The organism is Pseudomonas sp. 22490, from assembly GCF_052044465.1.
Taxonomy (GTDB): Bacteria; Pseudomonadota; Gammaproteobacteria; order Pseudomonadales; family Pseudomonadaceae; genus Pseudomonas; species Pseudomonas aeruginosa.
This window is the reverse complement of record NZ_JBQENS010000001.1, coordinates 14,354-28,205: the sequence shown is the minus strand read 5'-3', so window position 1 is coordinate 28,205 and position 13,852 is coordinate 14,354. Positions and strand designations below refer to the sequence as shown.

Here is a 13,852-nt window from a genome sequence, read left to right as displayed (position 1 = left end):
TCGCCGAGCCCGCGGCTGCGCCGCCGAGGACCCCGAGCATGCCCCAGCCCTTCGTCTTCCGGACCATCGACCTCGACGGCCAGACCATCCGCACCGCAGTGCGGCCGGGCAAGGAAGGAAGCACTCCGCTGCTGATCTTCAACGGCATAGGCGCCAACCTGGAACTGGTGTTCCCCTTCGTCCAGGCGCTCGACCCGGAACTGGAGGTGATCGCCTTCGACGTTCCCGGCGTCGGCGGTTCCTCGACGCCCAGCGTGCCCTACCGCTTTCCCGGCCTGGCCAAGCTGGCGGCGCGGATGCTCGACTACCTGGACTACGGCCAGGTCAACGCGATCGGCGTGTCCTGGGGCGGCGCGCTGGCCCAGCAGTTCGCCCACGACTATCCGGAACGCTGCAAGAAGCTGATCCTCGCCGCCACTTCGGCTGGCGCGGTGATGGTGCCAGGCAAGCCGAAGGTACTGATGCGCATGGCCAGCCCGCGGCGCTACATCCAGCCCTCCTATGGCGTACACATCGCCCCGGACATCTACGGCGGGGCCTTCCGCCGCGACCCCAAGCTGGCCATGGCGCATGCCAGCAAGGTGCGTTCGTCGGGCAAGCTGGGCTACTACTGGCAACTGTTCGCCGGGCTCGGCTGGACCAGCATCCACTGGCTGCATAGGATCCGCCAGCCGACCCTGGTGCTGGCCGGCGACGACGACCCGATCATCCCGCTGATCAACATGCGTGTGCTGGCCTGGCGCATTCCCAACGCCGAACTGCACGTGATCGACGACGGCCACCTGTTCCTGGTGACCCGCGCCGAATCGGTGGCGCCGATCATCATGAAGTTCCTCGCCGAGGAGCGCCGTCGCGCCGTCATGCACCCTCGTCCGTTCCTGCCCAAGACCGGCTGAACTGCTGCACGGGCAACACCAGGGCAGCAGACACTGCTTCGTCATGGTGCAGGTGCATAGCCAATGTTCCGCAACGGCGCATGGCGCCTGGCTTCGCCGCGACAGCGCAAGCTCTGCGACGCCCCTCCCGGCGTTGTGGTACAGCGCTTGCTGCCCCACTGTCGGGCGGCATCCTCCCTGTTCAGGCAGGTGTGCGGTTCTGCCCCGGGTGAAACGGAATTCACAGGCTATAACTGAGTATTCCGAGCCAGGGGACGATCGCCCGTGGCATCCAGACTGTGGTCCTACGACGGAGTGTGGTCCATGCGAGAAAAGCAGGAATCGGGTAGCGTGCCGGTGCCCGCCGAGTTCATGAGTGCACAGAGCGCCATCGTCGGCCTGCGCGGCAAGGACCTGCTGACGACGGTCCGCAGCCTGGCTGTCCACGGCCTGCGCCAGCCGCTGCACAGTGCGCGGCACCTGGTCGCCTTCGGAGGCCAGTTGGGCAAGGTGCTGCTGGGCGACACCCTGCACCAGCCGAACCCACAGGACGCCCGCTTCCAGGATCCATCCTGGCGCCTCAATCCCTTCTACCGGCGCACCCTGCAGGCCTACCTGGCGTGGCAGAAGCAACTGCTCGCCTGGATCGACGAAAGCAACCTGGACTGCGACGATCGCGCCCGCGCCCGCTTCCTCGTCGCCTTGCTCTCCGACGCCGTGGCACCCAGCAACAGCCTGATCAATCCACTGGCGGTAAAGGAACTGTTCAATACCGGCGGGATCAGCCTGCTCAATGGCGTCCGCCACCTGCTCGAAGACCTGGTGCACAACGGCGGCATGCCCAGCCAGGTGAACAAGACCGCCTTCGAGATCGGTCGCAACCTCGCCACCACGCAAGGCGCGGTGGTGTTCCGCAACGAGGTGCTGGAGCTGATCCAGTACAAGCCGCTGGGCGAGCGCCAGTACGCCAAGCCCCTGCTGATCGTGCCGCCGCAGATCAACAAGTACTACATCTTCGACCTGTCGCCGGAAAAGAGCTTCGTCCAGTACGCCCTGAAGAACAACCTGCAGGTCTTCGTCATCAGTTGGCGCAACCCCGACGCCCAGCACCGCGAATGGGGCCTGAGCACCTATGTCGAGGCCCTCGACCAGGCCATCGAGGTCAGCCGCGAGATCACCGGCAGCCGCAGCGTGAACCTGGCCGGCGCCTGCGCCGGCGGGCTCACCGTGGCCGCCTTGCTCGGCCACCTGCAGGTACGCCGGCAACTGCGCAAGGTCAGTAGCGTCACCTACCTGGTCAGCCTGCTCGACAGCCAGATGGAAAGCCCGGCGATGCTCTTCGCCGACGAGCAGACCCTGGAGAGCAGCAAGCGCCGCTCCTACCAGCATGGCGTGCTGGACGGGCGCGACATGGCCAAGGTGTTCGCCTGGATGCGCCCCAACGACCTGATCTGGAACTACTGGGTCAACAACTACCTGCTCGGCAGGCAGCCGCCGGCGTTCGACATCCTCTACTGGAACAACGACAACACGCGGCTGCCCGCGGCGTTCCACGGCGAACTGCTCGACCTGTTCAAGCACAACCCGCTGACCCGCCCGGGCGCGCTGGAGGTCAGCGGGACCGCGGTGGACCTGGGCAAGGTGGCGATCGACAGCTTCCACGTCGCCGGCATCACCGACCACATCACGCCCTGGGACGCGGTCTATCGCTCGGCCCTCCTGCTGGGCGGCCAGCGCCGCTTCATCCTGTCCAACAGCGGGCACATCCAGAGCATCCTCAACCCTCCCGGAAACCCCAAGGCCTGCTACTTCGAGAACGACAAGCTGAGCAGCGATCCACGCGCCTGGTACTACGACGCCAAGCGCGAAGAGGGCAGCTGGTGGCCGGTCTGGCTGGGCTGGCTGCAGGAGCGCTCGGGCGAGCTGGGCAACCCTGACTTCAACCTTGGCAGCGCCGCGCATCCGCCCCTCGAAGCGGCCCCGGGCACCTACGTGCATATACGCTGAAAGATCCGGCCCGGGCGCCTGGAGCCGGGCACCTCCATCCCCAGAAGAAGTCCGGATGAAGACACGCGACCGAATCCTCGAATGCTCGCTGTTGCTGTTCAACGAACAGGGCGAGCCCAACGTCTCGACACTGGAGATCGCCAACGAACTGGGCATCAGCCCGGGCAATCTCTACTACCACTTCCATGGCAAGGAACCGCTGGTGATGGCGCTGTTCGAGCGGTTCCAGGCCGAGTTGGCGCCGCTGCTCGATCCGCCCGAGGAGGTGCGCCTGGGCGCGGAGGACTACTGGCTGTTCCTGCACCTGATCGTCGAGCGCCTCGCCCACTACCGCTTCCTGTTCCAGGACCTGTCCAACCTGACCGGGCGCCTGCCACGGCTGGCTCGCGGCATCCGTACCTGGCTCGGCGCGCTGAAGCGGACCCTGGCCACCCTGCTGGCCCGCCTCAAGGCCGACCGGCAGTTGCGCAGCGACGCGCCGGCACTCGGGCAACTGGTCGAACAGATCACCCTGACCCTGCTGTTCTCCCTGGATTACCAGCGGGTACTGGGCAGCAAGGGCGAGGTGCGCACGGTGGTCTACCAGATCATGATGCTGGTCGCCCCGCATCTGCGCAGCGAGGCCCAACGCTCGGCGGAAAGCCTGGCGCAGCGCTACCTGGGACCGGAATGAAAAACGCCCGGCGAGTGCCGGGCGTGTGCCTTGCCGCCAGGACTCAGCCCTGGCTGCTCGGCGTCGCCGGAGCGTTCGCTGCCGGAGCGCTGGCAGCCGGTGTGGCGGCGGGGGCAGCGGGCGCGCTCGAAGACGCGGCGGGAGCGGCCGGTTTCGCCGCGGCGGGCTTGGCTGCCGGCTTCTTCGCCGCAGGCTTTTTCGCAGCCGGCTTGGCGGCAGGTTTCGCCGCGGGCTTGGCGGCGGTCGCAGCGGCCGGCTTGGCTGCCGGCTTCGCGGCAGGCTTGGCTGCGGCAGGTTTCGCAGCAGGCTTCGCCGCGGCCTTGGCTGCCGGCTTGGTCGCCGGTTTCGCTGCGGCCTTCGCAGTCGGTTTGGCGGCGGGCTTGGCTGCCGGCTTGGCGGCCGCGGTTTTCGCCGCGGTTTTTTTCGCCGCGGGTTTCGCCGCGGGTTTCGCCGCAGGCTTGGCGGCGGCCTTGGCTGCCGGTTTAGCTGCCGGCTTGGCCGCTGCGGTTTTCGCCGCGGGCTTGGCAGCCGGTTTCGCCGCAGGCTTGGCCGCTGCCTTCGCCGCCGGCTTGACGCTGACGCCGGTGAGTTTCTCGATCTGCTTGGTCAGCGTATCGACCTTGCTGTGCAGCTCCTTCACCTCGTTGCGGCTCGGCACGCCGAGACGCGAGATGGCGCTGTTCAGGCGCTTGTCGAAAGCTTCCTCGAGCTCGCTCCACTTGCCGAGCGCACGGTCCCGAACCTCGTCGACCTTGCTCTTCGCAGAGCGGGCGGAAGCCTTCGCCGCACCGACCTGCGCGTCCACATCGGACTTCGCTTCTTTTTCAGCCTTCTCGCCGTCTTTCACCAAGGTCTCGAACAGCTTGCTGCCGTCCTTGCTGACCTTCGAGTAGGCCCCCAGACCAGCCAGCCAGATCTGCCGCGAGTATTTCTCGATCTCGCCGATCCAACTGGACTCTTTTTCGCTCTTCTTCTTGCCAGCCATCCTGCTCTCCTTATTGGGTTCTCGCGACACGCTCGAGCACTGCGCTCAGCTCATCCAGCTTAGCAGAGAGTGCTTCGACATCGTTCCGGGAAGGTATGCCTATCCGGTTCAACGTGCTAGCGACACGGCTGTCGAATGCCTGCTCGATCCTGTCGAGCTGGTCTTCGACTTTTCCCTTCACCGAAGAGAGGCCGGTCTTGACACTGTCATTGGCCGAATCGACCTGACTTGTGACCAGCGATTTGCCTTTTTTCTCCAGGGCTTCGCCAGCTTTCACCAATTCCTTGAAGTAGTCGCTGCCTTCGGTGCCCAGGCGGGAATACGCACCCAGGCCGGCAAGCCAGATCTGGCGGGCATAGTGGCGGATCTCGGAGACCAGGGAAGTGGATTCGGAAACGGTCTTTTTCTTCAGGGCAATCTTGGCCATGGGGCACCTCACGCTCGTTGGGTTGAAGAAACCGCAGGCGCCGCCGGAACGCTGGCAGCGTGAGAGCAAGGTATCGGGGAAAATTAGAAACCGCATACTAAGCGGAAGATGGGCGCCGCCAGGACGGCGAACGCCCGGCGGGATCAGGCCAGCGCCTTGTCCAGCGCCTTCTCGATCTCGCCCTTGAGCAGGCCGCTCATGGCCGACAGCATCAGGCCGAGCTTGACGTCCACCGCGACCTTGTCCGCCCCCACCGCGATCCTGCCGTCGACGCCACTGCGTTTGAAGGTCAGCTCGTCGCCCTGCCATTCGCACTGCACGCCGTGCTCCTTCGCCAGACGTTCGGCCAGTTTCTCCGCCTTGGCCCGTGCGGCGTCCAGCCCCAGGCTGTGCGGACGTTCGATGTGGATACGCGACATGGATCGACTCCTGATTGCAGATCGGAAAAACTATACGCGGCCAGACAAAACACCGCACCCGCGCCGTCGGACGGCGGCACAGCACTTTCCCCACATCCTGTTAGAATGCCCGGCATTCTTTCCAGGTGAGAACGTCATGAACGATCCCCGCAAAGGCGCCGACGCCGAACCCACCACCCACTTCGGCTACCAGAACGTTCCGGAAAGCCAGAAGGCGAAGAAGGTCGCCGAGGTATTTCACTCGGTGGCAGCCAAGTACGACCTGATGAACGACCTGATGTCCGGTGGCATCCATCGCCTGTGGAAGCGCTTCACCATCGAGCTGTCCGGCGTGCGCAGCGGGAACCGCGTGCTCGACATCGCCGGCGGCACCGGCGACCTGACCCGGCAGTTCTCGCGCCTGGTCGGCCCGACCGGCGAGGTGGTGCTGGCCGACATCAACGCCTCGATGCTCAAGGTCGGCCGCGACAAGCTGCTCGACAAGGGCGTCTCCGGCAACGTCAGCTTCGTCCAGGCGGACGCCGAGAAGCTGCCCTTCCCGGACAACCACTTCGACTGCGTGACCATCGCCTTCGGCCTGCGCAACGTCACCCACAAGGACGAAGCGATCCGCTCCATGCTGCGCGTGCTCAAGCCCGGTGGCCGCCTGCTGGTGCTGGAGTTCTCCAAGCCGAGCAGCAACCTGCTGTCCAAGGCCTACGACGCCTATTCGTTCAGCCTGCTGCCGCTGATGGGCAAGCTGGTCACCAACGACTCCGAGAGCTATCGCTACCTGGCCGAGTCGATCCGCATGCACCCCGACCAGGAAACCCTGAAGGCGATGATGGTGGAAGCCGGCTTCGACCGCGTGACCTACCACAACATGACCGGCGGCATCGTCGCCCTGCACCGCGGTATCAAGCCTTAACCGAGGGCGCGCCGATGAGCTCGCTGCTGATCCAGGCCGTGCTGGCCGCCGCCGAAACCGGCATCAATCGCGTCCTGCGCCTCGACGGGACAGCGCTGCCGCGCCTGCGCAGGCTTTCCGCCAAGGTCATCGAGGTCGACTGCCTGAGCCCGCCGCTGCGGATCTTCATCCTGCCCGCCGGCGACGGCCTGCACTTCGCCGCGCAGCATGAGGCGGAGGTCGACTGCACCCTGCGTGCGCCGGCCGGCAACCTCCTGCACCTGGCCCTGGCGCGCGACAAGACCCGCGTCCTGCACAGCCCGGAAGTCAGCATGGACGGCGACAGCGCGGCCCTGCTGGAACTGGCCGGCATCCTGCAGAGCCTGGAGCTGGACTGGGAGTACGAACTGTCGCGCTGGCTCGGCCCGCTCGCCACCCAGGTGCTCGGCAGCGGCCTGCGCGACGCTTCGCGCTGGAGCGCGCAGAGCCTGCACAGCCTGCGCCTGAACCTGGCCGACTACCTTGCCGAGGAAAGCCGTACGCTGGTCGGCCAGCACGAAGCCGAAGCACGCTTCGCCGAACTGGACCAGCTGAAGCTGGCCCTCGATCGTCTCGACGCGCGCGTCGGACGCCTCAGCCAAAAGACCAAGCCCGACGCATGAAGCTCCTCGCTGTCCGCCGCCTCCTGCGCATCCAGCGCGTCGTCATCCGCTACCGCCTGGACGACCTGATCCTCGAACTGCCGATGCTGCCCTGGTGGCTGCGCCTGCTCGGTGCCACCCTGCCCTGGCGCTGGCTGCCGCGGCGCAAGCTGGAACTGACCCGCGGCGCGCGCCTGCGCCTGGCACTGCAGGACCTCGGACCGATCTTCATCAAGTTCGGCCAGATTCTCTCCACCCGCCGCGACCTGCTGCCCGACGACATCGCCAACGAACTGGCCTGGCTGCAGGACAAGGTGCCGCCCTTCCCGCCGGAGCTGGCGGTCAAGCGCATCGAGGAACAGCTGGGCGCGAAGATCGAACAGGTCTTCGCCCGCTTCGAACGCGAACCGCTGGCCTCCGCCTCGGTGGCCCAGGTCCACGCCGCGCGCCTGAAGAGCGGCGAGGAAGTGGTGGTGAAGGTGATCCGGCCGAACCTGGAACCGGTGATCCGCTCCGACATCGCCTGGCTGTTCATCCTCGCCCGCCTCGCCGAGCGGGTCTCCAGCGAGGCGCGGCGCCTGCACCCGGTGGAAGTGGTCAGCGACTACGAGAAGACCATCGTCGACGAACTCGACCTGCTCCGCGAGGCGGCCAACGCCTCGCAGCTGCGACGCAACTTCGAAGGCTCGCCGCTGCTCTACGTGCCACAGGTCTACTGGGACTGGTGCCGGCCCAAGGTGCTGGTGATGGAGCGCATCTACGGCATCCCGGTGACCGACCTGGAAACCCTGCGCGACCAGCGCACCGACTTCAAGGCACTGGCCGAGCGCGGCGTGGAGATCTTCTTCACCCAGGTGTTCCGCGACAGCTTTTTCCATGCCGACATGCACCCCGGCAACATCTTCGTCAGCACCCGCGCGCCCTGGAGCCCGCAATACATCGCGGTGGACTGCGGCATCGTCGGCAGCCTGACCGACGAGGACCAGGACTACCTGGCGCGCAACCTGATCGCCTTCTTCAAGCGCGACTACCGCAAGGTCGCCCAACTGCATATCGACTCCGGCTGGGTACCGGCGGAAACCAAGGTCAACGACTTCGAGGCGGCGATCCGCACCGTCTGCGAACCGATCTTCGAGAAGCCGCTGAAGGACATCTCCTTCGGCCAGGTCCTGCTGCGCCTGTTCCAGACCGCGCGTCGTTTCAACATGGAGATCCAGCCGCAACTGGTGCTGCTGCAGAAGACCCTGCTGAACATCGAAGGCCTCGGCCGCCAGCTCTACCCGGAACTCGACCTGTGGGCCACCGCCCAGCCGTTCCTGGAGCGCTGGATGCGCGAACGGGTCAGCCCGAAGCAGTTGCTGCGCAATTTCCAGCAACAGGTCGAGCAGGTGCCGCACCTATCGCAAATGGCCCGCGACACCCTCGAACGCCTGTCACAACCGCACGCCCACAATGCGCCGCCGCCGGAGTGGAAAGGTTCCCGCCACGACTGGCTCGGGCGCCTGGTGGGCGCGGTGCTGCTGGTCGGCGCCGCCGAGGTCGGCCTGGGCCAGCAGCTGGAAGCCTGGCCGGCGTGGGTGATGCTGGCCGGCGGGGTGTTCCTGATCCTGCGCCGCTAGCGCCGCGCACGGCCACTAGGCCCGCGCCGATAGCCAGTCGCGCTCCCGGCTGGCACACTACTCCCATTTCCGCCGGAAACGCGCGCAACGTACCGGCAACGAACGTGGAAAGACCATGAAAGACTGGCTGGATGAGATTCACTGGAACGCCGACGGCCTGGTCCCGGCGATCGCCCAGGATCACGAGACCGGGCGCGTGCTGATGATGGCCTGGATGAACCGCGAGGCGCTGGCCCTGACCGCCAGCGAGAACCGTGCAATCTATTGGTCGCGTTCGCGTGGCAAGCTGTGGCGCAAGGGCGAGGAGTCCGGGCACGTGCAGAAGCTGCACGAACTGCGTCTGGACTGCGACGCCGACGTGGTCATCCTGATGGTCGAGCAGGTCGGCGGGATCGCCTGCCATACCGGCCGGGAAAGCTGTTTCTACCGCGTCTTCGAGAACGGCGCCTGGAAGACCGTCGATCCGGTGCTGAAGGACCCGGACGCTATCTACGAACACGCAGGACACCACCATGAGTGACACCCTGACCCGCCTGGCGGCGGTGCTCGAGGAGCGCAAGAACGCCGCGCCCGACAGCTCCTACGTGGCCAGTCTGTACCACAAGGGCCTGAACAAGATCCTGGAGAAGGTCGGCGAGGAGTCGGTGGAAACCATCATCGCCGCCAAGGATGCCGCAGCCAGCGGCGACTGCCAGGACCTGATCTACGAAACCGCCGACCTCTGGTTCCACTCGCTGGTGATGCTCTCGGCCCTCGGCCAGCATCCGCAAGCCGTGCTGGACGAACTGGAGCGCCGCTTCGGCCTTTCCGGCCACGCCGAGAAAGCCGCCCGCCAACCATCGGCCTGAACCTATACATTGCGAGGAATACGACATGGGCATTTTTGACTGGAAACACTGGATCGTCATCCTGATCGTCGTGGTACTGGTGTTCGGCACCAAGCGCCTGAAGAACCTCGGTTCCGACGTCGGCGAAGCGATCAAGGGCTTCCGCAAGGCGGTGAACACCGAGGAAGACGACAAGAAGGACCAGCCCGCCGCCCAGCCGGCCCAACCGCTGAACCAGCCGCACACCATCGACGCCCAGGCGCAGAAGGTCGAAGAGCCGGCGCGCAAGGACTGACGGGTAGCCATCGATGTTCGGAATCAGCTTCAGCGAACTGTTGCTGGTCGGGTTGGTCGCCCTGCTGGTGCTCGGCCCCGAGCGCCTGCCGGGCGCCGCACGTACCGCCGGCCTGTGGATCGGCCGCCTGAAGCGCAGTTTCAATACCATCAAGCAGGAAGTGGAACGGGAAATCGGCGCGGACGAGATCCGCCGGCAACTGCACAACGAGCACATCCTCTCGATGGAGCGCGAAGCGCAGAAGCTGCTGGCCCCGCTGACCGGCCAGAATCCCTCGCAGGAACCCCAGCCGCCGACGGTCGAGAGCCCGGCGCCGCCGAGCGTACCCACGCCGCCGCCGACCAGCACGCCTGCGGTTCCGCCCGCGGACGCCGCGGCACCGCCGGCAGTCGCTGCCTCCACTCCCCCTTCGCCACCGTCCGAGACGCCGCGTAATCCATGAGCGCCGATAAACCCGAGCAGCCCGAGCACGACCAGGAAATGCCCCTGGTCTCGCACCTGACCGAACTGCGTACGCGCCTGCTGCGCAGCGTGGCGGCGATCTTCCTGATCTTCGCCGGCCTGTTCTACTTCTCGCAGAAGATCTACACCCTGGTCTCCGAGCCGTTGCGCCGCTTCCTTCCGGAAGGCACCAGCATGATCGCCACCGACGTCGCCTCGCCGTTCCTCGCGCCGTTCAAGCTGACCATGGTGGTGGCGCTGTTCCTCGCCATGCCGGTGATCCTCGCGCAGGTCTGGGGCTTCATCGCGCCCGGCCTGTACAAGCACGAGAAGCGCGTGGCGCTGCCGCTGCTGGTGTCCAGCATCATCCTGTTCTACGCCGGGATGGCCTTCGCCTACTTCCTGGTGTTCCCGATGATCTTCCACTTCTTCGCCAGCGTGACGCCCGAGGGCGTGGCGATGATGACGGACATCAACAGCTACCTGGACTTCGTCCTGACTCTGTTCTTCGCCTTCGGCGTCGCCTTCGAGATCCCGGTGGCCACGGTGCTGCTGATCTGGATCGGAGTGGTCGACGTCGAGTACCTGAAGAAGATCCGCCCGTACGTGATCATCGGCTGTTTCGTGGTCGGCATGGTCCTGACCCCGCCGGACATCTTCTCCCAGACCATGCTCGCGGTGCCGATGTGGCTGCTGTTCGAGATCGGCCTGCTGTTCGGCCGCCTGGTACGCAAGCGCGGCGAGCATCCGGACGACCAACCGGCCAGCGACGGCGACCAGCCTCCGGCCACCCGCCAGTGAACCTGCTGCTCCTCGACGACGCCGACTTCGTGTCGGCGGATCGTGCGGTCCTGCACGATCGCCGCCTCAAGCACCTGCACGAAGTGCACCGCGCCGAGAACGGCGACACCCTGCGGGTCGGCCGCCTCGGCGGCTGGATGGGCGAAGGTCGCCTGCTGAAGCTCGACGCCAGCGAGGCGACCCTGGAAGTGCACTTCGACCAGCCGCCGCCGGCCAAGCTGCCGATCACCCTGCTGCTGGCCTTGCCGCGACCGAAGATGCTCCGCCGGGTGTTGCAGACCATCGCCGCGATGGGCGTACCGAAGCTGGTGCTGCTGAACAGCTACCGCGTGGAAAAGAGCTTCTGGCAGACCCCGTTCCTCGACCCGGCGGCGATCCGCGAGAACCTGGTCCTCGGCCTGGAGCAGGCCCGCGATACGGTGCTGCCGGAAATCATCGTCGAGAAGCGCTTCAAACCCTTCGTCGAAGACCGCCTGCCGGCCCTGGCCGCCGGCAGCCTCGGCCTGGTCGGCCATCCCGGTCCCTGGCCGGCCTGTCCGCGCGCGGTGGAGAAGCCGGTGACCCTGGCGATCGGCCCGGAAGGCGGCTGGATTCCCTACGAGGTCGACAAGCTGCGCGAAGCCGGACTGCATCCGGTGCAGCTCGGCGAACGCATCCTGCGCGTGGAAACCGCGGTCAGCGCCCTGCTTGCGCGGTTGTTCTGAAAAAACTCCGGTAAAAGACTGAAGGTTTTCCCCGCCCGGCCGACATCCTCTGTCGCGCAGGGCTCCGCACGACAACCATAAGACCTCGCCCGCCGGCCACGTACCGGCCCTCCGCGCCCGCACGCCGGACGCGACGACGCTGAGCCATTACCTGTTCCGCCACGCCATGGGGCTGCCAACCCAGGGTGTCGCACTGCCTGGAGTAATGACGATGTACGATTGGTGGGTTCTCCAACTGGCCAAGCTGAGCGTCAGCCGCAAGCTGATGGTCGGTTTCGGTGTCCTCCTCGCGCTGCTTCTGCTGGTGGTGATCAGCAGCAACCGCACCCTCACGCACCAGACCGCCCTCAGCGAGCAGCTCGCCGAAGTCGCCAGCCTGATGGAACAGACCCAGCAAGCCGAACAAGGCCGCCTGGCATTCGAAGCCGGCAGCGACCCGCGCCAGGCCGAGCAGGTCCGCCAGACCCTGGCCGGGATGCTCCAGCGCCTGCAGGCGCTGCGCGACAGCGAGCTCGACCCGGCCGCCCTGGCCCACCAGGCCGAAGCCATCGAAGCCTACCGCAAGGCTTTCGACGACCTCGCCGCAGCCGATCAGCAACGCAGCGCCGCCCGTGGTGTGCTGGTGGGCACTGCACAGCAGGCGCTGGACAGCTTCGCCCGCCTCGAGGAACTGATGGACGCCAGCCTCGCGCAGCAGGCCGGCGACCCGCAGGCGTTGCAACGTAGCCGTGCGGTGGCCGACCTGCACCAACAGTTGCTCATGGTGCGTTACCAGGTGCGCGGCTACGTCTTCGAACGCAGCGACAAGGCCGAGCAGGCCGCGTTCGCCGCGTTCGACGCCCTCCGCCAGGCCGCCACGACGCTGCGTGGCCAGTTGCCCGGCGAGGCCGATGCGGCGCTGGAACAGGCCATGGGCAGCCTCCAGGGCTATCGTGGCGGGATCGAGCAGTTCCGTGCCGGCGTCATCCGCACGCGCCAGGCGCAGCAAGCGATGCAAAGCAGCACCCAGGATATGGCCCGGGCCGGCCGGACCCTCACCGAAGCCGGTCGCCAATTGCGCGAGAGCACCGCCAGCCGCGACCGCGCCAGCCTCTGGCTGATCGCCGCGCTGGCCCTGGCCTTCGGCTGCGTCGCCGGCTGGGCGATCAACCGGCAGATCGTCCGGCCGCTGGACGAAGCCCTCGCGCAGGCCGAGGCCATCGCCGCCGGCGACCTCGGCAAGCGTCCGCAGAATCCCCTGACCCTCCAGCGCCGCGACGAACTGGGCCAGTTGCAGCGAGTCATGCAGCGCATGGGCGACAGCCTGCGCGAGCTGGTCGGGCGGATCGGCGACGGCGTCAGCCAGTTGGCCAGCTCCGCCGAGGAACTCTCGGCGGTCACCGAGCAGACCCGCGCCGGGGTCAACAGCCAGAAAGTGGAGACCGACCAGGTCGCCACCGCCATGCACGAGATGGCCGCCACCGTGCAGGACGTCGCGCGCAACGCCGAACTGGCTTCCCAGGCCGCTCGCCAGGCCGACGAAGAGGCGCGCCAGGGCGACGCGGTGGTCGACCAGGCGGTGACCCGCATCGAGCGCCTGGCTAGCGAAATGGACGTTTCCAGCGAAGCCATGGCGCGCCTGAAGAACGAGAGCGAGCAGATCGGCAGCGTCCTCGACGTGATCAAGTCGGTGGCCGAGCAAACCAACCTGCTGGCGCTCAACGCAGCCATCGAAGCGGCACGCGCCGGCGACGCCGGACGCGGCTTCGCGGTGGTCGCCGACGAGGTCCGCGGCCTGGCCCAGCGCACCCAGCAGTCCACCGCCGAGATCGAGGGCCTGATCCAGCGTCTCCAGCAGGGCGCCGGCGAAGCCGCCGAACGCCTGGAGAACAGCCGCTCGCTGACCGCCAGCACGGTGGAACTGGCGCGCCGCGCCGGCGCCGCGCTGGACAGCATCACCCGCACCGTCTCCGACATCCAGAACATGAACCTGCAGATCGCCACTGCCGCGGAGCAACAGAGCACGGTGGCCGAGGAGATCAACCGCAGCGTCCTCAGCGTACGCGACGTCGCCGAGCAGTCGGCCGCCGCCAGCGAGCAGACCGCCGCCTCCAGCGGCGAGCTGGCGCGCCTGGGCACGCAGTTGCAGGCACAGGTGGGACGCTTCCGCCTGTAACATCCCGAGAGGATCCTCCTTGCATCGGCAGCCCCTCCCGTCCATCGAAAGCGGACAGGAGGGGCACCTTTGCGTAGGATCAGGCTTTCGCCTTTTG

The 13,852-nt window shown here is 66.8% G+C and carries 16 protein-coding genes; 13 read left to right on the top strand and 3 right to left on the bottom strand.

Annotation, left to right across the window (positions count from 1 at the left end):
- Positions 1–38 precede the first annotated feature (38 nt).
- From phaZ to ACTJJX_RS00140, 3 genes are all read left to right on the top strand, one after another.
- Positions 39–896, top strand: a complete 858-nt coding sequence (gene phaZ / locus ACTJJX_RS00150) for a poly(3-hydroxyalkanoate) depolymerase (RefSeq protein ID WP_003095866.1) — start codon at positions 39–41, stop codon at positions 894–896.
- 303 nt (positions 897–1,199) lie between these two features.
- Positions 1,200–2,882, top strand: a complete 1,683-nt coding sequence (phaC, locus tag ACTJJX_RS00145; RefSeq protein WP_003103289.1) for a class II poly(R)-hydroxyalkanoic acid synthase — start codon at positions 1,200–1,202, stop codon at positions 2,880–2,882.
- 55 nt (positions 2,883–2,937) lie between these two features.
- A complete protein-coding gene (locus ACTJJX_RS00140; RefSeq protein ID WP_003103292.1) occupies positions 2,938–3,555 on the top strand; it encodes a TetR/AcrR family transcriptional regulator in 618 nt (205 codons plus the stop codon).
- A 43-nt stretch (positions 3,556–3,598) separates the two neighbouring features.
- On the opposite strand, the gene ACTJJX_RS00135 is transcribed toward ACTJJX_RS00140, so the two are convergent.
- From ACTJJX_RS00135 to ACTJJX_RS00125, 3 genes are all read right to left on the bottom strand, one after another.
- A complete protein-coding gene (locus ACTJJX_RS00135) occupies positions 3,599–4,540 on the bottom strand; it encodes a phasin family protein (RefSeq protein WP_003158385.1) in 942 nt (313 codons plus the stop codon).
- Between the two features lie 10 nt (positions 4,541–4,550).
- Positions 4,551–4,967 (bottom strand): phasin family protein, encoded by a 417-nt coding sequence (locus ACTJJX_RS00130; RefSeq protein WP_003103463.1) that lies wholly within the window; start codon positions 4,965–4,967, stop codon positions 4,551–4,553.
- Positions 4,968–5,110: 143 nt separating this feature from the next.
- Positions 5,111–5,386, bottom strand: a complete 276-nt coding sequence (locus tag ACTJJX_RS00125) for a polyhydroxyalkanoic acid system family protein (protein ID WP_003095874.1) — start codon at positions 5,384–5,386, stop codon at positions 5,111–5,113.
- A gap of 136 nt (positions 5,387–5,522) precedes the next feature.
- Between ACTJJX_RS00125 and ubiE the strand changes: the two genes are divergently transcribed.
- The 10 genes from ubiE (at position 5,523) to ACTJJX_RS00075 (ending at position 13,755) form a co-directional block, all read left to right on the top strand.
- Positions 5,523–6,293: a bifunctional demethylmenaquinone methyltransferase/2-methoxy-6-polyprenyl-1,4-benzoquinol methylase UbiE gene (gene ubiE / locus ACTJJX_RS00120; protein ID WP_003103462.1), complete on the top strand. Its 771-nt coding sequence runs from the start codon at positions 5,523–5,525 to the stop codon at positions 6,291–6,293.
- Positions 6,294–6,307: 14 nt separating this feature from the next.
- Entirely contained in the window at positions 6,308–6,934 is a 627-nt protein-coding gene (locus ACTJJX_RS00115) for a ubiquinone biosynthesis accessory factor UbiJ (RefSeq protein ID WP_003103460.1), read from the top strand.
- Positions 6,931–8,532, top strand: coding sequence for a ubiquinone biosynthesis regulatory protein kinase UbiB (gene ubiB, locus ACTJJX_RS00110; protein ID WP_003095885.1), 1,602 nt, complete (start codon positions 6,931–6,933; stop codon positions 8,530–8,532). The genes ACTJJX_RS00115 and ubiB overlap by 4 nt, the downstream gene beginning before the upstream one ends.
- Positions 8,533–8,647: 115 nt before the next feature.
- Positions 8,648–9,052 carry a phosphoribosyl-AMP cyclohydrolase gene (gene hisI, locus ACTJJX_RS00105; protein WP_003095888.1) on the top strand — a complete coding sequence of 135 codons (405 nt, stop codon included), beginning with the start codon at positions 8,648–8,650 and terminating at the stop codon, positions 9,050–9,052.
- Positions 9,045–9,380, top strand: coding sequence for a phosphoribosyl-ATP diphosphatase (locus tag ACTJJX_RS00100; RefSeq protein ID WP_003103458.1), 336 nt, complete (start codon positions 9,045–9,047; stop codon positions 9,378–9,380). The genes hisI and ACTJJX_RS00100 overlap by 8 nt, the downstream gene beginning before the upstream one ends.
- A gap of 25 nt (positions 9,381–9,405) precedes the next feature.
- Complete coding sequence (locus tag ACTJJX_RS00095; protein ID WP_003095893.1) at positions 9,406–9,654, top strand: twin-arginine translocase TatA/TatE family subunit; 249 nt, start codon at positions 9,406–9,408, stop codon at positions 9,652–9,654.
- A 13-nt stretch (positions 9,655–9,667) separates the two neighbouring features.
- Positions 9,668–10,096, top strand: a complete 429-nt coding sequence (gene tatB / locus ACTJJX_RS00090; RefSeq protein WP_003103456.1) for a Sec-independent protein translocase protein TatB — start codon at positions 9,668–9,670, stop codon at positions 10,094–10,096.
- Positions 10,093–10,896, top strand: a complete 804-nt coding sequence (gene tatC, locus ACTJJX_RS00085; protein WP_003095896.1) for a twin-arginine translocase subunit TatC — start codon at positions 10,093–10,095, stop codon at positions 10,894–10,896. The genes tatB and tatC overlap by 4 nt, the downstream gene beginning before the upstream one ends.
- Complete coding sequence (locus tag ACTJJX_RS00080; protein ID WP_003103454.1) at positions 10,893–11,600, top strand: 16S rRNA (uracil(1498)-N(3))-methyltransferase; 708 nt, start codon at positions 10,893–10,895, stop codon at positions 11,598–11,600. Before tatC ends, ACTJJX_RS00080 begins: the two co-directional genes overlap by 4 nt.
- A gap of 211 nt (positions 11,601–11,811) precedes the next feature.
- On the top strand, positions 11,812–13,755 hold the full coding sequence (locus tag ACTJJX_RS00075) for a methyl-accepting chemotaxis protein (protein ID WP_003103452.1): 1,944 nt from the start codon (positions 11,812–11,814) through the stop codon (positions 13,753–13,755).
- Positions 13,756–13,852: the final 97 nt, after the last annotated feature.